Origin of the sequence: Micromonospora sp. NPDC018662, assembly GCF_044391475.1 — a bacterium.
Taxonomy (GTDB): Bacteria; Actinomycetota; Actinomycetes; order Mycobacteriales; family Micromonosporaceae; genus Micromonospora.
Window position 1 is genome coordinate 235,145 of record NZ_JBISAC010000002.1, and the last position, 20,506, is coordinate 255,650.

A 20,506-nucleotide genomic window follows, 5' to 3' on the forward strand; every position below is an offset into this window, starting at 1 on the left:
AACAAAGAGCGCCTGGGGCCACAATCCGCCAGGCGCACACAGAGTCTCTGGAAACCAAAACTGCAACGAGACCAACGTACCACGGATCTCGCCCGGCGGGGAGATCACGTCGGAATTTCCGGCACGGCGGCCACCAACGCGGTCAACCCCTCGACGTCGAGCAGGTCGGTCGGGCGGACGGTCACCGCGTCCCGGACGTAGTGGAACGCCGCGCCGACCCGCTCCACCGGCACGCCGGCCAGCTCCGCCCAGGCCAGCCGGTAGACCGCCAGCTGCACCGCCGCCGCCTCGGCCTCCCGGCCGGCGGGCTGGCGGCCGGTCTTCCAGTCGACCACGTCGTAGCGCCCGCCGGGGCGGGCGAAGACGGCGTCCATCCGGCCCCGGACCACCACGCCGGCGACCACTGTGGCGAACGGCACCTCCACCTCCACCGGCACCCGGTCGGCCCACTCGCTGGTCAGGAAACGCTCCTGCAACTCGGCCAGCGCCTCGTCCGGGGCGGCGCCGTCGTCGGCCGCCCCGGGCAGCTCGTCGACGTCCAGCAGCCGGTCGGCGCCGAAGCGCTGCTCCAGCCAGGCGTGGAAGGCGGTGCCCCGCCGCGCGTACGGGCTGGGCGCGCTCGGCATCGGTCGACGCAGCGTCCAGGCCAGCGCCTCGGGGTCGCGGCGCAACGCCACGAGCTGGGTCACCGAGAGCTGGCCGGGCAGCTCGACCTCGACCGCCTCGGCCCGGCGGGCCAGCTCCGCCCGCTCGGCGAGGAGCAGATCGGCCTCCCGCCGCCAGCGGTCCACCTCCGGATCGTCGACCGGCGTGTCGGCCGTCACCCCCGGATCCGCCGCCTCGACCCCGGCCACCGGCACCGGCGACCCGGCGACGGTGGCCAGCAGGGCCGCCTCGCGGCGGGCCGCGTCCGGGTCGGCGAGGTGCCGGCGGACCAACGCCGCCGCCTCGGTCAACGCCGGCCGGCGCCCGCCCAGCGGGTCGGCCGGCCACTCGGCCCGCAGCACCGTCTCGGTGGTCGGGTTCACCGCGTCCCCGGCCGGCTCCGGCGTCCAGGCGTCGACCACGTGGCCGTCCGTCCCGGCCAGGCCGACGTCGTGCACCTCCCGCAGGAACACCGACGGGCCGCGGAACCGCTTCGTCCCCTCGCCCCACCAGTAGCCGGAGCAGAGCAGCAGGCGGCGGGGCCGGGTCACCGCCACGTACGCCAGCCGGCGCTCCTCCCGCTCGTCGTGCGCCCGCCAGGCGTCGGTGAACTCGGCCAGCGCACGGGCCACGCCACGCTGGTCCGCCGCCTCCGGCAGGGCCAGCTCGGGCAGCCCGTCCGCGTCGCCGCGCAGCGGGAACGGCAGCACCCCGAGCCCGCCCAGCCAGTGGTCCGAGTTGCGGACCGGCCCCGGCCAGACGCCCCGGGTCAGCCCGGCCACCGCCACCACGTCCCACTCCAGGCCCTTAGCCGCGTGCGCGGTGAGCACCTGCACCGCGCCGGCCACCACCTCGACCTCGCCCGGCGCCAGCCCGCGCTCCTCGTCCTCGGCGGCGGCCAGGTAGGCGAGGAAGCCGGCCAGCGTGGCGCCGGGCGTCTCGCCGCTGAACCGCGCCGCCACGTCGCCGAGCGCGTCCAGGTGGGCGCGGGCCAGCCCGGCGTCGCCGGCGCCGTCCCGACCGGCCCGGACCGCCACCTCGACGTCCAGCCCGATGCTCCGCTCGATGTCCGCGATCAGCTCCGGCAGGGACTGGTCCAGCCGGTAGCGCAGCAGCGCCAGCTCCATCCCGTACGACCGCAGCCGCGCGAACCCCTCCGCCGAGTACGCCTGCGCCGGCCCGAGGTCGGCCAGCGCCTCGACCAGCGTCGCCTCGTCCAGCACGTCCACGGTGATCTCCGGCCCGTCGTCGCCGGTCAGCTCGCGGCGACTGCGGGCGATGGCCCGGGCGCGTCGGTGCAGGGCGACCAGGTCACGCGGGCCGATCCGCCAACGCGCGCCGGTGAGCAGCCGCAGCAGCGCCGCCCCGTCGGTCGGGTCGGCCAGCACCCGCAGCGTGCAGACCACGTCCCGTACCTCCGGGGTGTCCAGCAGCCCGCCGAGCCCGACCACGTCGACCGGCAGCCCCCGGGCCCGCAGCGCCGCCTCGATCGCCGGGATCTGGCTGCGCAGCCGCACCAGCACCGCAGTGGTCGGGCGACGGTCGGCCGGAATGTGCTCGGGCAGCGCGTCCGGCGTCCCGGCCGCGCCCCGCCAGGCCGCCAGCACGCTGTCCGCGATCCAGTCGGCCTCGTCGGCGTACGTCGGAAGGAGCGCGCAGTGCACCGTGCCGGCGGCCCGACCGCCCGGCGTACGGTGCGGGATCGGGTCGCGGACGCTGAGCGCGGCGTGCAGCTCGGGCACCCGGGCGCCGGCCGCCCGCAGCGGCACCGAGAGCGCGTTCGCGACGCCGAGGATCTCCGGCCGGTTGCGCCAGCTCGTGGTGAGGCCGAGCACCTCGGCGGGGGTGCCGTCGGCACGGGCGAACTCGCCGGGGAACCGGTCCAGCGTGCCGGCGCTGGCCCCGCGCCAGCCGTAGATCGACTGGCAGGGGTCGCCGACCGCGGTGACCGGGTGGCCGCCGCCGAACAGCGCGTTGAGCAGCACCACCTGGGCGTGGCTGGTGTCCTGGTACTCGTCGAGCAGCACCACCCGGAACCGGTCCCGCTCGATCACGCCGACGCCCGGATGGTCGCGGGCCACCCGGGCCGCGCGGGCGAGCTGGTCGGCGAAGTCCATCGCCTCGAAGTCGTCCTTGCGCCGCGCGTACGCCCGGACCAGCGGCAGCAGTTTCAGCCGGGTCCGCTGGAGCTGGAGCGCCTTGCGCACGTCGGCGTAGACCCGGCCGGGGCGGGACTGCACCTCGGCGAAGAAGCGACCGGTCCAGCCGGCCAGCTCGTCCGGGTCGACCAGGTGCTCGTCCAGCTCACCGGCGAGCGCGAGCACCGCGTCGGTGATGGTGGACGGCATCCGGTCCACCTCGGACATGTCGCCGTCGTAGTTGCGCACCAGCAGGTCGACGAGCTGCCAGCGGGACGCCTCGGTGAGCAGCCGGGTGGTCGGCTCGTACCCGGCCCGCAGCCCGTGCTCGGTGACGATCCGCCCGGCGTACGAGTGGTAGGTGGAGACGGTCGGCTCACCCGCCAACGGGTCCTCGCGGGGGTCCCGCCGGGGCCGGCCCAGCCGACGGACGAGCTGGTCGAGGCGGGTCCGCACCCGGTGGGCCAGCTCGCCGGCCGCCTTGCGGGTGAAGGTCAGCCCGAGGATGTGCTCGGGACGCACGTACGCGTTGGCGACCAGCCAGACCACCCGCGCGGCCATCGTCTCGGTCTTGCCCGAGCCGGCGCCGGCGACCACCAGCAGCGGCTCCACCGGCGCCGCGATGATCGCGGCCTGCTCGCGGGTGGGGGCCGGCAGCCGGAGCAGCCGGGCCAGCTCGACGGGCGTGTAGCGGGGACCCGCGTCGGCGGCCCGGGGCGTGGGCGGCGGCGCGCCGGTGGCGCCGAACAGCGCCGGCTGGATCGTCATGTCTGCTCCGGGGGTGGCTCGACCACCTGGCGGCCCTGGCCGGAGACCGGGCAGCTGGTGCGTACCGGGCAGACCCGGCACTTCGAGTTGGCCACGGCGGCGAACGTGGCGGCGGCCATCGTGTCGGCGGTGCGGCGGACCAGCGCGGTGGCCCAGCCGGCCTCCGGGCCCTCCCCGGCCGCGGCCTGGGCCTGCTCCTTGGCGTCCCGGGCGCCGGTGCCGAGCTGCACCAGCGCGGCGCCGCCGGACTCCGCGCCGAACTCCGCGAACCCGCCCGCCTCCACGGCCGCCTGGTATGCCCCGAGCTGCGGATGTTCGGCGACCTCCCGCTCGGTGACGGCGGTGGACTTGCCGGTCTTCAGGTCGATCACCACGAGCCGGCCCTCGGCGTCGACCTCCAACCGGTCGACGCGGCCGGTCAGCTCGACCGGCCGGGCCGGGTCGTCGAGGCGGACCGCGAACTCGTGCTCGATGGCGAGCAGCCGGCGCGGGTTGCCGGCCAGCCAGCGCAGCAGCTTGTCGACCATCGCCTCGGCGCGCTGCCGCTCCGGGCCGACCATCCAGCGGGCGGCCAGCTCGATCGCGTCGAACCGGGCGGCCACGTACTCCAGCAGCGCCTCCCGGTCGACGCTGGCGTCCTCGGCCAGCATCGCGGCGGCGTGCACCAGGTTGCCGACGCCCTGCGCGGCGCTGGCCGGCCCGCTGCCGCCGTGCCGTTCCAGCAGCCAGCGCAGGCTGCACCGCAGCGCGCTCTCCATCGCCGAGGGCGTGACCCGCACCGGCTCGCCGTCGTCGACCAGCGGCCGGTCGTCGGAGAGGCCGCGCAGGCCCCACCAGTCGTCCGGGTGCGCGCCGGGCACCCCGGCGGCGGCCAGCCGGGCCAGCTCGCCCGCCGCCGCGTGCCGCCGGCTCACCGGGGCCGCCGGGTCGGTGATCGCGGTACGCAGCTCCGCCACCAACGCGGACAGCGTGAGCCCGCGCGGCGGCAGGGTCACCGGGAGCGCGCCGGGCGACCAGTCCTGCGGGTGCTCGTCGCCGTGCGGCACCGGCCCGTCCCCCGCCGGTCCCCCGCCGGCCGGGCCGTCACCGCGCGGGCCCCCGCCGGCCGGGCCGTCACCGCGCGGGCCGTCACCGGGCGGGGTGGGCGCGGTGGCGCCGCTCCCGCCGGTGGCGGGCGGATCGCTGGCGGCCAGCTCGTGCAGGAAGCGGCTGGGCTGCTCCTCGTGGTCGTCGCCGCCGACCGCCGCGGAGGCGACCGCGGTGACCAGCAGCCGGCGCCGGGCCCGGCTGACCGCGACGTGGAACAGCCGCCGCTCCTCGTCCAGCAACGCCGACGTCTGCCCGACCAGGCTGGCCCGCAGCCCGGCCCCGTCGGCCCGGCCGGCGAGCACGTCGACCAACCGCTCGGAGCCGAGCAGGCTGCCGCGCAGCCGCAGGTCGGGCCAGACGCCCTCCTGGACGCCGGCGACGGCGACGAGATCCCACTCCAGGCCCTTGGCGGCGTGCGCGGTGAGCAGGCGGACCGCCTCGCCCTGGTCGGCGGCGGCGGCGAGCGTGTCCGCCGGCAGCTCCTGCCCGAGCACGTGGTCGAGGAAGACCTCGGTGCGGGCCCCCGGCAGCCGGTCGGTGAACCGGGCCGCGGCGTCGAAGAGCACCAGCACCGCGTCCAGGTCGCGGTCGGCGGCCTCGGCGCGCCAGCGCTGGGCGGTCTCGTGCTCGCCGGTGGCCTCCCGCCCCCGGGTGACCGCCCCGGCCCAGCGCTCGGCCAGCCCGCTTTCCCGCCACACCGCCCAGAGCACGTCCTCGGCGGTGGCGCCGGGCGTGGCGGCGGCCTCCCGCGCGGTCGCCAGCACGTGCGCCACCGCCTGCGCGGGCGCCGCCCACCGCCGCTCGATGGTGGCCAGTTCGGCCGGGTCGCGCAGCGCCTCCACCAGCAGCTCACCGGAGGGGCGGCGGTCGCCGCCGGCCAGCGCGAGCGCCCGTAGCCCCTGGCGCAGCCGCCGCTCGGCCAGCGGGTCGGCGCCGCCCAGCGGCGAGTGCAGCAGCGCGACCGCCGCCTCCTCGTCCAGCCGGTCGGGTTCGAGCGCGCAGCGCAGCAGGAGCAGCAGCGGCGCCACCGCCGGCTGGAGGTGCAGCGGCAGGTCCTCGCCGTGCACGACGGTAGGCACACCGGCGGTGTGCAGGGCGCGCCGCAGCGACGGGAGCTGCCGCCCGGTGGACCGGACCAGCACCGCCATCCGCGACCAGGGCACGCCGTCGAGCAGGTGCGCCTCGCGCAGCGCGTGGGCCAGCCAGGCGGACTCACTGGTCGCCGAGCGGAACGTGCGCACCTCCACCGCGCCGGCCGGCGCGTCCGGGAGCGCTCGCAGCCGCCGGTGCGCCGCCGGGCCGCGCAGCCGACGGGCCAGCCGGGCGGTCGCCGCCAGCAGCTCCGGCCCGGCCCGGTAGGAGGTGGTCAGCGTGACCTGGGCGGCCGGCGCGCCGGACGCGGTCCGGAACCGGTGCCCGAACGTGATGACGGCGGCCGGATCGGCGCCGCGGAACGCGTACGTGGAGGAGTCCGGGTCGGCGAAGGCGACCAGGGACCGGCCGCCACCGGCCACCGCGGCGAGCAGGTCCACCTGGGCCGGATCCGTGTCGGCCAGCTCGTCGACGTAGACGTGGGTCAGGCGGCGGCGTTCGGCGGCGAGCAGCTCCGGGTCGTCGAGCAGCATGCCGGTGGCCGCCCGCACCAGCTCCGCCGGGTCGTACGCGACCGAGCCCCGGTTGCTCACGTCGCGCAGCGCGAGGACGGCGACGTACTCCCGGAGGAAGCGCGCGGCGGCCGGCCAGTCGGCGCGGCCCAGCTTCTCACCCAGCCGGGCCAGCTCGACCGGGCCGACGCCCCGCTCGGCGGCCCGCATCAGCAGGTCGCGGAGCTGCTGGGCGAACGCCCGGGTGCGCAACGCGGGAAGCAGGTCCGCCGGCCAGCCGACCGGATCGTCCTCCGGTTCCTCGCCCACCACGTCGAGCAGCTCCCGGATGATCAGATCCTGCTCCGGGCCGGTGAGCAGCCGGGGCGACGGCTCACCACGTTCGGCGGCGGCGCGACGGAGCAGCCCGAAGGCGTACGCCGGGAACGTGCGGACCAGCGGCTCGCGCACCACCCGGCGGCCGTCCCCGGCGATCCGCGCCTCGATGCGCCGCCGCAGCTCGGTGGCGCCGCGCCGGCCGAACGTGAGCACCAGCACGCGCTCCGGGTCGACGCCCTCGGCCACCCGGGCGGCGACCGCCTCGACCAGGGTGGCGGTCTTCCCGGTGCCGGGACCGCCGACGACCAGCATCGGCCCGTCGGTGTGTGCGATCACCTCGGCCTGCACCGGGTCGGGATGCCGGCCTGTCGCCTGGCCCGGGTGCGCGGCATCGACCGCCGACCCCCCGGATCGCGGCTCCGACACGGCCGGCCCGTCGGACCGGCCCACCCCCTGCCCCGCCCCGGCGTCGTGGGTGACCCCCGCCCCCGCGCCGCCGGGCCGGCGCACCAACCGGTACGCCTGCATCACCGACATCCCACCACGCCGGTACGACACCCGGAAACCGACGCCGCCGGGCACGCCGCAGCTCACCGGCGACGGCCGCCCCGACGTCCGTCCCACAGGCAACGCGGAGACACCCATGACGTTCCACCCGCCCGGCCCGTGCGCGGTGAGTGGAACGCCATGGGTGTGAAACGGGGCCGGAGACACCCATGACGTTCCACCCGTCCGGTGCGCGGGCGGCGAGTGGAACGCTATGGGTGTCGGACGCGGGGGCAGCCGCGGAGCGGCAGCGCGGACGGTCAGGCGAGGCGGGCGTCGATGAGGTCGAGGGCGGCGGGCACGCTGTCGGCGACCATCAGCAGGTCGAGACCGGCCGGCTTGAGGAAGTTGCGCTCGGCCAGCGTGCCGAGCCAGTCGAGCAGCGGCCGGTAGAACCCGTCCGCGTCGACCAGCACCATCGGCTTGGCGTGCAGGGCGAGCGTGGCGGTGGTCCAGACCTCGAACAGCTCGTCGAGCGTGCCCAGCCCGCCGGGCAGCGTGACGAACGCGTCCGACCGGTCGATCATCAGCGTCTTGCGGCTGGCCATCCCGTCGGTGACCAGCAGCTCGTCGGCGGCCAGGTCGGCGACCTCCAGGTCGACCAGCGGCTGCGGGATGACGCCGAGCGTGCGCCCGCCGGCGGCCCGCGCGCCGTCCGCCACCGCACCCATCATCCCGACGCAACCGCCGCCGCTGACCAGCGTGTGCCCGCGCCGGGCCAGCTCCGTGCCGGTCTCGGTGGCCAGCGCCAGCCAGCGGTCGTCGAGGGTACGGGAGGACGCGCAGAACACGCAGACGTCGGCCATGTCAGCGCGACCCGGCCGGGCCCTCGGGGGCGGCCTCGGCGGCGGCCTGCTGGTCGGCGGCCACCCGGGCGACCGCCTCCTCGCGTACCGCCTCCTGCTCGGCGGAGAGCACCGCCTCGGCCTCCACGATGTGCCGGACCGCCTCGTTGACGTCGTCGGTGACCCGGATCAGGTCGAGGTCGCTCGGCCCGATCTTGCCGTCGGCGGCCATGGTGGCGCGCAGCCAGTCGAGCAGGCCGCCCCAGTAGTCGGCGCCCATCAGCACCACCGGGAACCGGGTCACCTTGCCGGTCTGCACCAGGGTGAGCGCCTCGAACAGCTCGTCCATGGTGCCGAAGCCGCCGGGCAGCACCACGAACGCCTGGGCGTACTTGACGAACATGGTCTTGCGGGCGAAGAAGTAGCGGAAGTCGATGGCCAGGTCGACCCAGTCGTTGAGGCCCTGCTCGAACGGCAGCTCGATGCCGAGCCCGACGGAGAGCCCGCCCGCCTCGCCGGCGCCCCGGTTGGCGGCCTCCATGACGCCTGGCCCACCGCCGGTGATCACCGCGTAGCCGGCTCGGGCCAGGGCGCCGCCCAGCTCCTCGGCCAGCCGGCACTCCGGGCTGTCGGGCTTGCTGCGGGCCGATCCGAAGACGCTGACCGCTGGCGGCAGGTCGGCGAGCGTGTCGAACCCCTCGACGAACTCGGACAGGATCCGCAGCGCCCGCCAGGCGTCCTTGGTCTTCCAGTCGCCGCGCCCGCGGGAGTCGAGCAGCCGCTGGTCCGCGGTGCTGTTCGGGATCGCCCGGTTGCGCAGCGTGACCGCTCCGCGGTGCCGCTCGGCCCGCGGCCCCTGCTCAGCCGGCCTCCCGGTGCTCTCGCTCATGGGGCCACCGTAGTGGAGCGACGGCGGCGCGGCGCGGAGGCCGGCGAGCCGGAGAAAATCTTTGCGATCAAGGCAACTAATTCGCTCGCTCGTACGTCTTACTATTCACATACCCGGTATGCCCGGGGGACGCGCCTTCGGGGGAGGAGCCAGCGTTTGATCAGCAACAGCGAGATGATCCGGATCCGCCGGCAGATGCAGCGGCGGATCCACGACGTGGTGGCCGAACGCCGCCGTGCCCGGATGATGGAGGCCCACCGCGCCGAGCCGGCCGGCGACACCGACGAGGCGGACGCGCCGCTGACCACACACGTCTGACCATCCGCAGGCCCGCGACGCCGGGCGCGGGCCTGCGGATCCTTCGGTACGTCAGGCCGGGGCGAGCCAGCGGTGCAGGGTGGCCGCGCCGTCCCGGATCTTGGTCAGCTCGACGTGCTCGTCCTTGTGGTGCGCCAGGTTGGGGTCGCCGGGCCCGAAGTTGAGCGCCGGGATGCCCATGGCCGCGAACCGGGCCACGTCCGTCCAGCCCAGCTTGCCGATCGGCGCGGCACCCACCGCGGCCAGGAACTCCTGCGCGGCCGGGTTGTCCAGCCCCGGGGCCGCGCCGGCCGCCGCGTCGGTGACCGTGAGCTCGAAGCCGGCGAACACCTCGCGCAGGTGGGCCTCGGCCGCCGCCGGGTCGCGGTCCGGGGCGTACCGGTAGTTGATCTCGATGTCACAGCGGTCCGGGATGACGTTGCCGGCCACCCCGCCGTGGATCCCGGTGGCGTTGAGCCCCTCGCGGTAGTCGCAGCCCTCGATGGTCACCCGACGCGCCTCGTACGCGCCCAGCCGGCGCAGCACCTCCCCGGCGCCGTGGATGGCGTTCACCCCGTGCCAGGACCGGGCCGCGTGGGCCCGCTCGCCGTGCGTGGTGACGATGGCCCGCATCGTGCCCTGGCAGCCCGCCTCGACGATGCCGTACGTCGGCTCCAACAGCACCGCGAAGTCGGCCGTCAACCACTCGGGGTGGCTCTGCGCCACCAGCGTGAGACCGTTGTAGCGGGACTCGATCTCCTCGGCCTCGTAGAAGAAGTAGGTGACGTCGTAGCGCGGGTCGGGCAGCGTCACGGCCAGGTGCAGCGCGAACGCCACCCCGGACTTCATGTCGGAGGTGCCGCAGCCGTACATCAGGTCGCCGCGCATGGACGACGGGAAGTTGCCGTTGAGCGGCACGGTGTCCAGGTGGCCGGCGAGCACCACCCGCTGCGCGCGGCCCAGGTCGGTGCGGGCCATCAGCGTGTTCGAGTGCCGGTAGGTGGTCAGGTGGGGTACGCCACGCAGCACCTCCTCGACGCAGTCGGTGATCGCCTTCTCGTTGAGGGAGACCGACTCGATGTCGACCAGGGCGCGGGTCAGCGCCACCGGATCGGCCAGGACCTCGGGGGTCAACGGGTTCTGCATGTCTCGCACGGTACCGTCATCTCCGGTGGGTGCGAGGAACACGTTCCGCGCCCGCGGCCGCGGGCAGCGGCGGACGCCGCCGCCGGGAACGAGAGGTGACACCGTGACGTCCGCACCATCCGCCTGGGGCATCGGCCTGGCCACCGTCACCGCCGACGACCAGGTGCTCGACACCTGGTACCCGACCGGCAAGCTGGGCCTCGGCGAGCTGCCCCTGGTGCCCGGGGAGGACCAGGCCGACGTGCTCGACCTGCCGCCGGGCGCGATCGGCGAGCGGGCGCTGCCCGGCCTGCGTACGGTCGAGGTGACCACCGTGATCGGTGCGCTCGACGACCCGATCAAGGACGCGGCCGACGCGTACCTTCGCCTGCACCTGCTCTCCCACCGCCTGGTGCGACCCAACGAGCTGAACCTCGACGGCATCTTCGGCAAGCTGGCCAACGTGGCCTGGACCTCGGCCGGGCCGTGCCCGCCGGAGCGGGTCGACGAGCTGCGCGTGATCGAGCGGGCCGCCGGCCGCCACCTGGCGGTCTACGGCGTCGACAAGTTCCCCCGGATGACCGACTACGTGGTGCCCGGCGGGGTGCGGATCGCCGACGCGGACCGGGTCCGGCTCGGCGCGCACCTGGCCGCCGGCACCACTGTCATGCACGAGGGCTTCGTCAACTTCAACGCCGGCACGCTCGGCACCTCGATGGTCGAGGGGCGGATCGTGCAGGGCGTGGTGGTCGGTGACGGTTCCGACATCGGCGGCGGCGCCTCGATCATGGGCACGCTGTCCGGCGGCGGCACCGACCGGGTCCGGATCGGCGAGCGCAGTCTGGTCGGCGCGAACGCGGGCGTCGGGATCTCGCTCGGCGACGACTGCGTGGTGGAGGCCGGCTGCTATCTCACCGCGGCCTCGAAGATCACGCTGCCGGACGGCCGGGTGGTCAAGGCCCGCGAGCTGTCCGGCGTGGACGGGCTGCTGTTCTGGCGCAACTCGGTGACCGGCGCGCTGGAGGCGCGGCCGCGTACCGGCCGGGGCATCGAGCTGAACGCCGCCCTGCACGCCAACGACTAGCCCGCCGTCCGGGTCCGTGGCGCGACCGCCACGGACCCGGACGGCCGGGTTCACCGCAGGCGGTACGCCTGGATGATCCGCTGGGTGACCGTGTTGCCGGCGTCGTCGCGGGCCGAGGCCCGCAGCGACACGTAGCCGGGGCCGGCCGGGTGCACGACGGTGGCCGTCCAGCCGGCGCCCTGCTTCTTCAGCGGCGCCTTGCGCCACGTCTTCCCACCGTCGTACGACACGTCGACGGTGAGCGCCGCGACCGTGCCGGCCGGCGCGCCGGGCTGACGCTGCACCGCCACCGGAACCGCGAACGTGCGGCCGGCCGGCGCGGTGCCGTCCACCGTGAGCGGCGGGGTGAACCGGACCGCCATCGCCGGCAGCCGCGCCGGCGTCTCGCCCGGCACCCGCTTCGAGCGGAACGTCCAGCTCGCCGAGACCTCCGTGCTGAGGTCCGTGAAGGAGCGCTTCGCGACGGTGTCCACCCGGTAGTTCGCGAGCCCCGGGGGCAGCTCCTCGAACACGCCGTAGCCGGGTGCGGCGACCTCGCCGACCAACTTGCCGTTGCGGTAGAGCGCGGTGCGCTCGGTGTCGTTGAGCGAACCGCCCGGGTGCCCGGCCGCGTCGCTGTGCATCGGCAGCGAGACGACCACTGTGTCACCCGTGCGGGTGATGCCCTGCTCCGGCCAGCGCGGCTGCGGGAAGGACGGCCCGTACGGCGCGGCGTTCCAGTTCTCGGTGTAGCTGTGGCCGGCCCGGTAGCGGGTCGGTCCGGACTCCAGCACCGCCTGCGTGTTGAGCCAGCCCTCCTCGTCCCGCTTGCCGAGGTCCAGCTCGAAGTTCCAGCGGGTGCGGCTGGTGCTGAGGTGCTCGATCCGCTTGCCGGGCACCTGGACCGGCACGACGATCGCCGAGCCGCCCATGTTGTAGTCGGGCTCCGGGTAGACGATCCGCTCGTTCTCCAGCCCCGGGTAGCCGTTCGCGAACCGGCTGGTGACATGCGCCAGGTCGGCCGGCTGGTAGTGGCGGACGAACCCGGTCGGGAAGCGGCCGGGGAACACGTCGCTCAGCCCGTAGAAGTAGGGGCTGCGCTCCGGCGCGGTCGGTTCGGTCCACTGGCTGGCCAGTGAGCCGACGAAGACCTGGTCCGAGACCGTACGGCCGAGCTGGGCCGAGTAGAGGCCCTCGAAGCGGTCGGTCCAGAGCCCGAAGCTGGCGTAGTAGTCGCCGAAGTTCCAGGCGGCGGTGAAGTCGATCAGCAGCGGGGCCGCGCCGCGTTGGGGCACGGTGGTGCGGACCGGCTTCGCCCGCCGGGCGTCCAGGGTGAGCCGCTGGTTCCCGGTCACCACCAGTTCCGGCTGGGCCAGCATGGAGATCTCCGACCAGCCCTGGTCGCCGTCCACGAAGAGCAGGCTCTGCACGCCGTACCGGCCCTTGGGCACCCGGATCGTGGCCTCGCCGTCGGCGTCGAAGACGTCCCGGGTCGCGCCGTCGTCGAGCCCGATCAGCGTGGTGTAGAAGTCACCGGTGAGCGCGCCGGCCCGGTTCCGGTGGGTGAGGGCCAGGTCGTAGCTCTCCACCTCGCGGTTGACCGCCAGCGGGGTGACCGCGACGGCGTCGCCGGACCGGGCGGTCAGCCGGCCGGTCCAGTATCCGTCGGCGCCGCCGAGCCGGGTGTCCACCACGACGGTGACCTGGCCGGTGCCGCCGGCCGGGACGGTGAGCCGGGAGGTGCTGAGGGTGAGCATGCCGGCCGGCGCGGTCCGCCCGCCCGGGCCGGTGAACTCGGTGCCCAGCTCCAGCGTGATCGGGGCCGAGCCGTCGTTGCGGTAGGTGACGGTCCGGCTGATCGGCTTGTCGTCGGCGTGCGGCCAGACCGCCAGGCCGAACGAGACCGAGGACGGTTCGCTGGTGACCTGCTCGGTGATCGCGTGGGCCACGTCGACCCGGCCGGCGCCCTGCTGGAACGCGGTCTGGTCGGGGTGCGGCCGGGCCGAGGCCATCAGCGTGGCCTTGTAGCGGCCGGCGTTCCAGCCCGGGTGCTGCTGGGCGATCAGCGCCACCGCGCCGACCACGTGCGGGGTCGCCATCGAGGTGCCGGAGAGGGAGACGTACTTGTCCCCCACCGGGTCGCCGATCTGGCCGTGGGCGGCGCGGGCGGCCACGATCTCCACGCCCGGCGCGGTGATGTCCGGCTTGATCGCCCCGTCGCCGACCCGTGGGCCACGGCTGGAGAAGTCGGCCAGGTCGTCGTTCCGGTCGACGGCGCCGACCGCCAGCGCGGCGTCGGCGCTGGCCGGCGAGCCGACCGAGCCGTCGGCCCCGTCGTTGCCGGCGGCGGTCACGAAGAGCGTGCCGGTCTGCGCGGTGAGCGACTCGACCGCCTGCTCCAGCGGGTCGACCTCCGGGGTGTCGAAGCCGCTCAGGCTCATGTTGACCACCGTGGCGTGCTGCTCGGCCGCGGCCCACTGCATGCCGGCGAGGATCGCCGACTCGGTGCAGCCGAACGTCTCGCAGACCTTTCCGGACAGCAGCGTGGCGTCCGGAGCGACGCCCCGGTACTTCCCGCCGGAGGCGGCGCCGCTGCCGGCGATGATCGAGGCGACGTGGGTGCCGTGCCCGACGATGTCGTCCGGGTCGGCCTCCTCGCTGAAGTTGCGCGACTCGGCGACCTTGCCGGCCAGGTCCGGGTGGGTGAGGTCGACGCCGGTGTCGAGCACCGCGACCTTCACGCCCTTGCCGGTCCATCCGGCGGACCAGGCGGCCGGCGCGCCGATCTGCGGCACGCTGTGGTCCAGCGTCAGCCGCCGCCGCCCGTCCAGCCAGATCCGGTCGACACCCCCCGCCGCGTCGAGCCGGGCACCGGACCGGTCCGCGGCGACCGCCCGCCAGAGCGTGCCGGCGTCGGCCTTGGTCGCGGCGAGTGCCGCGCCGCCGATCGCCGGCAGGTCGCGGATCACCCGGGTGCCGGCGAGCGGGGCCGCCGTCCGCCGGGCCGCCCCCGGTCGGTACGACACCAGCAGCGGCACGGTGTCGCGGTGCGCGTCGTCGTAGCCGGCCGCGATCAGGCCGGTGACGTCGAACAGGCGTGGGTCGAGCCGGCCGGAACGGACCAGTGCCAGCGCGTCCTGGGGGACCACGCGGAGGCTGTCCCGTTCCCGGCTGACCAGGAACTGGAGTCCGGCGCGACCGGCGCCGGGGCGGACCGCGGCACGGCCGCCGGAGGCGACGGTGACCTGGTCACCGGTGATCAGGGTGACGGTGGCGGGCCGGGCCGACGACCCGGTCGGGGCGGGCGTGCCGGTCGGGGCCGCCGTTGCGGCGGCGTGCGCCGGCACGGGCAGGCCGAGTGCGAGGCCCAGGGTGAGGCCGAGCGCGGCCAGTTTTCTGCGGTTCCGGGGCAACCTTTTCTCCTCGCTGAGGCGTTTCATCGACGGAAGGCACATCGATGCGAAGCATCAGAATTACATACCGGGTATGCAATCGGAAGTCGCCTATCCGACCGAACAGGTTTCCTCCGCCCGGCCGCACCGGGGATGATCCACCGATGAGTGCCATGAAGGACCGGATGCTGGCCGGCGAGCCGTACCTCGCCGACGACCCCGCGATCGTCGCCGACCTGGAGCGCGCCGCCCGACTGACCGAACGCTTCAACCGCAGCGCGGCCGACGACCCGCAGGGCCGCCTCGCCGCCCTGCGCGAGCTGCTCGGCACGCTCGGCGAGGGCGCCTGGGTCCGGCCGCCGTTCCACTGCGACTACGGCTTCCAGACCCACCTCGGGCCGCGCAGCTTCGTCAACTTCAACGCCGTCTTCCTCGACGTCGCCCGGATCACCATCGGCGCGGACGTTCAGATCGGACCGAACGTCCAGCTCCTCACCGCCACCCACCCGGTGGAGCCGGAGGCCCGTCGGGCCAAGTGGGAGGCCGCCGAGCCGATCACCATCGGCGACAACGTCTGGCTCGGCGGCGGCGCGATCGTGCTCGCCGGCGTGACCATCGGCGACGACACGGTGGTCGGCGCCGGCGCGGTGGTGACCCGCGACCTGCCGGCGAACGTGGTGGCGGTGGGTAACCCGGCGCGGCCGATCAGAACCCTTACCTGACGCCTGAGCTGCCGAAACAACCCTCCGGGGGGATGCGGAATCCGGAATTCGCGCGCACTCTGGGTAGTGAGATGCTCACTCTGGGGAGGCCCCCATGGAGCGCGTGCTGGAACTACGGGTGCACGGCGTGTCGAACACCCCGCCGGATCAGCTGCTGGGCCTCGACCCCGGACCGGGCGGTGACGGTCCCCAACCGGAGCTGGTCGCCGGCGGACAGGTGACCGGTTTCTACCGTTCCACCCGGGCCGCGGGGGACGACCCGATCAGCGTCGAGGCGTACAGCTGGGGGAAGTTGACCTCCGGCGCGCGGACCCGGCGGGACATCGAACGCGCGCTCTGGACGCTGCTGCTGCCCTTCGCGCTGGCGAACGTCGCGCTGCACGCCCGCACCGGCATCCCGGCGGACCCGGACCGGGAACGCTGGGCCAGCCGATCCGGCATCACCGCCTGGCTCATCCGACTGTTCTGCCTCAGCCTGACCTGCACGCTGGTGATCGCCGTGACCGGCATCGGCGTCGACCTCGTCGGCTGGCAGTGCGTGGGCCGGGAATGCCTGGGCCAGCTCCCCGGCCCGTGGGAGTTCCTCGGCAACGCCTGGTGGCGCCGCGACACCCGGGCCCTGGCCATCGGGCTGCTGCTGCCGCTGCTCGTGCTGGGCACGATCGGGCTGGTCGCCTGGCGCACCTACCAGTACGAGGCGGAGATGCCGGCCGAGCCGCGCCCCGCCCCGGCCGGAGGTGGGGCACCCGAGCCGCCGGAACCGCTGGAGAACCCGTTGCAGGACCCGACGTTCTGGAACGGCGAGGGGCAGCTACGCCGCGCCGCGGTGCTGCACCTGTGCGCCGGGGCGGTGACCGCCGCCGCCGTGCCGGTCACCGCGGTGCTGCTGATGGACCCGCCGCGCGGCCTGCGCGCCGCGGTCGCCTGGCCGACCGTGGCGCTGTTCGCCGCAGTGGTGACGATCGCCGTGGTCGCGGTGGGCCGCCCCTGGCTGACCCGCCGCCAGGGTGCGACCCCCCTGGGCCGGTGGAGCATCGCGGTGGCGGTGCTCACCGCGCTCGCACTGGTCGGCACGTTCGTCCTCCTGCTGCTCCCGGACGGTCCGGCCGGCCGGCCGCTGTCGACGTACCGGCCACCGGTCGGGTGCCCGGCGGTCCCGGACCTCGCCGGCTGCCGCGCCGCGCGTCCGCTGCCCGGCTACGAGACCGCGCTCGCCTGGCTCGTCACCTACCAGGTGCTGCTGTTGGTGGCCATCGGCGCGGCGAACCGCTCCGGCCGGCGGGCACTGGCCGGGCCGGCCGCCGCCGCCGTGCTGCTGCCGCTCGGGGTGGCCTGGATAGAACGCGGTCTGCCCGGCCTGCCCGCCGCGCCGGCCGGGCTGCACACCTGGATGCTCGTCGGCCCGGCCATCGCGCTGGCCGTCGCCGGGCTGCTGATGCCGCGCCTCCGGCCCGCCGTGCCGACCCAGCCGCTCGGCGCGTACACCGGCCTCGCCTGGCACGGCTGCGCGCCTGCGGTCATCGCGGGCTTCGGCTGGATGATGGCCGTCGCGTACGGCGCCGGGTTGCTCTACTGGGTCAGTGAGCGGCTCGACGGGCCGGTCGACCCCGCCGGCCCCGGACGCGTGGTGCCGCCGCTCGCCGTCTTCTGGGCCGGACTGGCCTGCGTGATCGGGTTGCTCATCCTGCTCGGGCTGCTGGTCCGCGCCGCATACCTGCTGCACCGGCTGCGCCGCGCGGAGTACGCCCGGCTGACCTCGGTCGACGGCCTCTCCCCGCACGACAGGCGCCGCTGCCGCGACGTCAGCACCTACCGGGCGCTGCACCGCCTGGTGGGCGAGCACGCGGTCCGGCTGATCGGCTGGTTCGCGGCCGGGGCCGCGCTCCTGATCATCATGTGCTGCACCGCGGCGCTCTCCGGCCACCGGCCCAGCCCGCTCTCCCCGGCCGGCTGGCAGATCGTGATCCACTGGACCGCCGAACTCGGCGACGCCGTGCTCGGCTGGCTGCCGGTGGTGACGAGCGCACTCGGGCTGATGGTCTACCGCACCGACTCGGTCCGCCGCTCGGTCGGCGTGGTCTGGGACGTGTGCACGTTCTGGCCGCGGGCCGCGCACCCGCTCGCCCCGCCCAGCTACGCCGAACGGGCCGTGCCGGAACTCCAGACCCGGGTCGCCGGGCTGCTGGCGCTGCCGCCCCACCACCCGGACCGGATGGACGGCGTGATCCTCTCCGGGCACAGTCAGGGCACCGTCATCTGTGCCGCGATGCTGCTGCACCTGCCCCGCCGGTGGCGGCGGCGGACCTGGTTCTTCTCGTACGGCTGCCAGCTCACCCGGCTCTACGGCCGGATCTTCCCGTCCTACTTCGGGCCGGAGCGGCTGCGGACGCTGGCCCGGGCTGTCACCTGGCCCGGCGGCCACGTCGCCTGGACGAACTTCTGGCGGGACACCGACCCGCTCGGCTGGCAGGTCAGCGCCGGGCAGCGGGACGTGGCGGTGACCGACCCGGAGGCGCTGCACCCGACCGGCGGCGAGGTGGCCGACCCGCCGATCCGCAGCCACAGCGGCTACCCGGAGGCGGTCGAGTTCGCCCGCGAACGGGCCGTGGTGGCCCGCCTGCTGCGCCGGAGCGTGCCGTCACCGCGCCCGGGGGTCGGCTGACCGCCGCCCGGCCCGTGGCGCGTCACGCCGGCGGCGGCTCGGCCAGCCGGACCACCAGGTCGGCGTGCCCGGCCGTGCCGGCGACCAGCCGGGCGTTCTCCTCGTCGCTGCCGAGCGCCCAGGCGCGGGCCTGCTCCGGCGACTTCCCGTACGCCTCGTGCCGGGCGGTGAGGCGGCGCAGCCGCAGCTCGGCGTCCAGGTCGAGGAACCAGGCCTGGTGCAGCAGCGAACGCACCTCCTCCCACGGGTCGTCCCGCAGCAGCAGGTAGTTGCCCTCGGTGACCACCAGCCGCACCTCGGGCGGCACCTCGATCGCCCCGGCGACCGGCTCCTCCAGGTCGCGGCGGAACTCCGGCGCCCACACCGAGGTCGGCTCCAGCCGCCGCAACCGACGCAGCGTGGCGACGAAACCGTTGACGTCGAACGTGTCCGGAGCGCCCTTGCGCCCCACCCGGCCCAACCGGGTCAACGCCGGACCGGCCAGGTGGAAGCCGTCCATCGGCACCAGCCGGGCGGTCGGACCCACCTCGGCGACGATCCGCTCCGCCAGCGTCGACTTGCCGACGCCGGGCGCGCCGGCGATGCCGAGCAGCTGTCGCGGGCCGTCCGCGGCGAGCGCCCGCGCCCGGGCGACCAGCTCGGCCAGCGGGAGCACCTGTGCCGGCGGCATCAGGCGAGCACCGGCTCGCTGATGGTGAACCGCGCCTCGACCGCCGCGTGCACCGGCTGCGGCGCCGGGTCCAGCTCCAGCTCCGGCACGGCCTCGCCGGAGCGGGCGTACGCCGCCTTGGCCAGCATCGGCGGAGCCGCGGTCAGGCCGGTGTCGGCCAGCTCCCGCAGCGCGGTGACCCGCGCGCCGAGCGCCTCCGCGTACTCCCGCGCCCGGGCCAGCGCGTCCGCGATCGCGGCGTGCCGCACCTCCCGGTACGCCGGGCTGTCCGGCCGCAGCGACCACACCGGGCCGGCCACCTCGACCTGCTCGTGGTCGGCCAGGCGGAGCATCAGCTCGCCGAGCGCGCTGAAGTCGGTGACGGTGACCGTGGTGCTCACGCTGCCCTGGTAGGCCACCACCCGGTCGCCCGAGCGCTTCGTCACCGGCCACACGTTGACCTGGCCGGTCTCCCGCCGCGCCACGGTCGGCTCGGCGGCGTCGAGCAGCGCCCGCACCGCGGCGGCCCGTTCGGCCAGCCGGGTCAGCGTGGTCTCGCGGTCGCGGTCCCGCACCGACACCGTCACCGTGAACCGGGCCAGCTCGGGCGCGACCTCCCGGTACGCCTCGCCGCGTACCGCCACGACCGGTGCGTCCGCCATGCCGCTCAGCCTAACGGCGGGGTGGCCGGCAGGTGCGCGGTGTACCCGACCGCGCCGGCCGTCACCCGGCACCCGGTCAGGTGGCCCCCCGCCGCGCCCAGCTCCCGCAGGTAGGCCAACTCGCCGGCGTGGTCCGCGTCGGCCGGGAACTCCCGACGCTGCGGGGCGAACTCCCGGCCGCGCAGCGCGGCGCGCGCCGCCCGGCCCTCGGCCAGCCGGCCGGCCAGGGCCTCGGCGTCCCCGGCCCGCAGCGCGGCGGTCAGCTCGGTGAGGAGGTCACCGACCCCGGCCAGCTCGGCGAGCACCCGGTCCCGGTTGCCGAGCAGCATGTTCGCGGTCCGTTCGGGCGGCCCCCCGGCCACCCGGGTGCCGTCGGAGAAACTGCCGGCGGCCAACGCCAGCACCGCGTCCCGCAACGGCGAGCGTTGCACCGTGCCGGCCAGCGCGCCGGCGAGCACGTGCGGCACGTGCGACGCGAGCGCGGCGGCGGCGTCGTGTTCCGAGGCCGACATCGGCACCACCCGGGCGTGGAAGACGTCCACCAGCAACGCGGCCAGCCGCCGGAACGCGGCCAGCCCGGTGGGCCCCGGGCAGAGCACCCAGGCCGCGCCGTCCAGCAGCTCCGGGCCGGCCGCGCCGAGCCCGGCCCGGTCCGCGCCGGCCATCGGGTGGCCCGGTACGAACCGGTGCCCGAGCCCCTGCGCGCTCGCGGCGGTGGCCACCTCCGCCTTGACGCTGCCCACGTCCGTGAGCACGCACCGGTCGTCGGTGGCGGCGGCCACCCGGGCCAGCGTGGTGGGCAGCGTGGGCAGGGGGCCGCAGGCGAACACCACGTCCCGGCCGGCGACCGCGTCCTCGACGGTCTCGGCGACCGGGACGCCCCGCTCGCGCAGGTGCCCCCGGACGGCCGGGTCCGGGTCCCAGCCGGCGACGTCGAGCCCGGCGTCGCGGAGCCGGAGCAGCACCGAGCCGCCGATCAGCCCGGTGCCGACCACCGCCGCGTGTGCCAGCCCGCCGGCCTCGCCCACCATCGGTCCACCTCGGGTCCGCGTCGTCGGCGGAGCCCGGGCGGCCCCGCGGAAGTCCCGCCGAGGATATCGCCCGGCCCGCCGCCGGGGCGCAGGGCGTTAAGCGGGGGCCCCGCCTCTGCCG

The 20,506-nt window shown here is 75.7% G+C and carries 13 protein-coding genes; 4 read left to right on the forward strand and 9 right to left on the reverse strand.

Going from position 1 to position 20,506, the window contains the following annotated elements; translation table 11 throughout:
* Positions 1 to 104 precede the first annotated feature (104 nt).
* From ACH495_RS06415 to ACH495_RS06430, 4 genes are all read right to left on the reverse strand, one after another.
* Positions 105 to 3,551, reverse strand: a complete 3,447-nt coding sequence (locus ACH495_RS06415; RefSeq protein ID WP_396856714.1) for an ATP-dependent helicase — start codon at positions 3,549 to 3,551, stop codon at positions 105 to 107.
* Complete coding sequence (locus tag ACH495_RS06420; protein WP_396857326.1) at positions 3,548 to 7,090, reverse strand: ATP-dependent helicase; 3,543 nt, start codon at positions 7,088 to 7,090, stop codon at positions 3,548 to 3,550. The genes ACH495_RS06415 and ACH495_RS06420 overlap by 4 nt, the downstream gene beginning before the upstream one ends.
* Before the next feature lie 278 nt (positions 7,091 to 7,368).
* Positions 7,369 to 7,914, reverse strand: a complete 546-nt coding sequence (locus ACH495_RS06425; protein WP_396856715.1) for a TIGR00730 family Rossman fold protein — start codon at positions 7,912 to 7,914, stop codon at positions 7,369 to 7,371.
* Between the two features lies 1 nt (position 7,915).
* On the reverse strand, positions 7,916 to 8,782 hold the full coding sequence (locus ACH495_RS06430; RefSeq protein WP_396856716.1) for a TIGR00730 family Rossman fold protein: 867 nt from the start codon (positions 8,780 to 8,782) through the stop codon (positions 7,916 to 7,918).
* Positions 8,783 to 8,938: 156 nt separating this feature from the next.
* Between ACH495_RS06430 and ACH495_RS06435 the strand changes: the two genes are divergently transcribed.
* On the forward strand, positions 8,939 to 9,100 hold the full coding sequence (locus ACH495_RS06435) for a hypothetical protein (RefSeq protein ID WP_396856717.1): 162 nt from the start codon (positions 8,939 to 8,941) through the stop codon (positions 9,098 to 9,100).
* A 51-nt stretch (positions 9,101 to 9,151) separates the two neighbouring features.
* On the opposite strand, the gene dapE is transcribed toward ACH495_RS06435, so the two are convergent.
* Positions 9,152 to 10,225: a succinyl-diaminopimelate desuccinylase gene (gene dapE / locus ACH495_RS06440; protein WP_396856718.1), complete on the reverse strand. Its 1,074-nt coding sequence runs from the start codon at positions 10,223 to 10,225 to the stop codon at positions 9,152 to 9,154.
* A gap of 103 nt (positions 10,226 to 10,328) precedes the next feature.
* Between dapE and dapD the strand changes: the two genes are divergently transcribed.
* Positions 10,329 to 11,288, forward strand: a complete 960-nt coding sequence (dapD, locus tag ACH495_RS06445; RefSeq protein ID WP_396856719.1) for a 2,3,4,5-tetrahydropyridine-2,6-dicarboxylate N-succinyltransferase — start codon at positions 10,329 to 10,331, stop codon at positions 11,286 to 11,288.
* A 50-nt stretch (positions 11,289 to 11,338) separates the two neighbouring features.
* Here dapD and ACH495_RS06450 read toward each other — a convergent pair whose 3' ends face one another.
* Positions 11,339 to 14,680 (reverse strand): S8 family serine peptidase, encoded by a 3,342-nt coding sequence (locus tag ACH495_RS06450; RefSeq protein WP_396856720.1) that lies wholly within the window; start codon positions 14,678 to 14,680, stop codon positions 11,339 to 11,341.
* 143 nt (positions 14,681 to 14,823) lie between these two features.
* On the opposite strand from ACH495_RS06450, the gene ACH495_RS06455 reads away from it, so the two are divergent.
* Complete coding sequence (locus ACH495_RS06455; RefSeq protein WP_396856721.1) at positions 14,824 to 15,381, forward strand: sugar O-acetyltransferase; 558 nt, start codon at positions 14,824 to 14,826, stop codon at positions 15,379 to 15,381.
* A 94-nt stretch (positions 15,382 to 15,475) separates the two neighbouring features.
* Positions 15,476 to 18,043 (forward strand): hypothetical protein, encoded by a 2,568-nt coding sequence (locus ACH495_RS06460; RefSeq protein WP_396856722.1) that lies wholly within the window; start codon positions 15,476 to 15,478, stop codon positions 18,041 to 18,043.
* Positions 18,044 to 18,065: 22 nt separating this feature from the next.
* On the opposite strand, the gene ACH495_RS06465 is transcribed toward ACH495_RS06460, so the two are convergent.
* The 3 genes from ACH495_RS06465 to ACH495_RS06475 are packed head-to-tail and all read right to left on the reverse strand — an operon-like array spanning position 18,066 to position 20,385.
* Positions 18,066 to 18,713 carry a nucleoside/nucleotide kinase family protein gene (locus tag ACH495_RS06465; RefSeq protein WP_396856723.1) on the reverse strand — a complete coding sequence of 216 codons (648 nt, stop codon included), beginning with the start codon at positions 18,711 to 18,713 and terminating at the stop codon, positions 18,066 to 18,068.
* Positions 18,713 to 19,354, reverse strand: a complete 642-nt coding sequence (locus tag ACH495_RS06470) for an SIMPL domain-containing protein (RefSeq protein ID WP_396856724.1) — start codon at positions 19,352 to 19,354, stop codon at positions 18,713 to 18,715. The genes ACH495_RS06465 and ACH495_RS06470 overlap by 1 nt, the downstream gene beginning before the upstream one ends.
* 5 nt (positions 19,355 to 19,359) lie before the next feature.
* On the reverse strand, positions 19,360 to 20,385 hold the full coding sequence (locus ACH495_RS06475) for a prephenate dehydrogenase (protein WP_396856725.1): 1,026 nt from the start codon (positions 20,383 to 20,385) through the stop codon (positions 19,360 to 19,362).
* Positions 20,386 to 20,506: the final 121 nt, after the last annotated feature.

What these genes read in the sequence shown, in the direction of transcription:
- ACH495_RS06415 (WP_396856714.1), bottom strand. Translation starts at nt 3,551, where the DNA reads ATGACGATCCAGCCGGCGCTGTTCGGCGCCACCGGCGCGCCGCCGCCC.
- ACH495_RS06420 (WP_396857326.1), bottom strand. Translation starts at nt 7,090, where the DNA reads ATGCAGGCGTACCGGTTGGTGCGCCGGCCCGGCGGCGCGGGGGCGGGG.
- ACH495_RS06425 (WP_396856715.1), bottom strand. Translation starts at nt 7,914, where the DNA reads ATGGCCGACGTCTGCGTGTTCTGCGCGTCCTCCCGTACCCTCGACGAC.
- ACH495_RS06430 (WP_396856716.1), bottom strand. Translation starts at nt 8,782, where the DNA reads ATGAGCGAGAGCACCGGGAGGCCGGCTGAGCAGGGGCCGCGGGCCGAG.
- dapE (WP_396856718.1), bottom strand. Translation starts at nt 10,225, where the DNA reads ATGCAGAACCCGTTGACCCCCGAGGTCCTGGCCGATCCGGTGGCGCTG.
- ACH495_RS06455 (WP_396856721.1), top strand. Translation starts at nt 14,824, where the DNA reads ATGAGTGCCATGAAGGACCGGATGCTGGCCGGCGAGCCGTACCTCGCC.
- ACH495_RS06460 (WP_396856722.1), top strand. Translation starts at nt 15,476, where the DNA reads ATGGAGCGCGTGCTGGAACTACGGGTGCACGGCGTGTCGAACACCCCG.
- ACH495_RS06465 (WP_396856723.1), bottom strand. Translation starts at nt 18,713, where the DNA reads ATGCCGCCGGCACAGGTGCTCCCGCTGGCCGAGCTGGTCGCCCGGGCG.
- ACH495_RS06470 (WP_396856724.1), bottom strand. Translation starts at nt 19,354, where the DNA reads ATGGCGGACGCACCGGTCGTGGCGGTACGCGGCGAGGCGTACCGGGAG.
- ACH495_RS06475 (WP_396856725.1), bottom strand. Translation starts at nt 20,385, where the DNA reads ATGGTGGGCGAGGCCGGCGGGCTGGCACACGCGGCGGTGGTCGGCACC.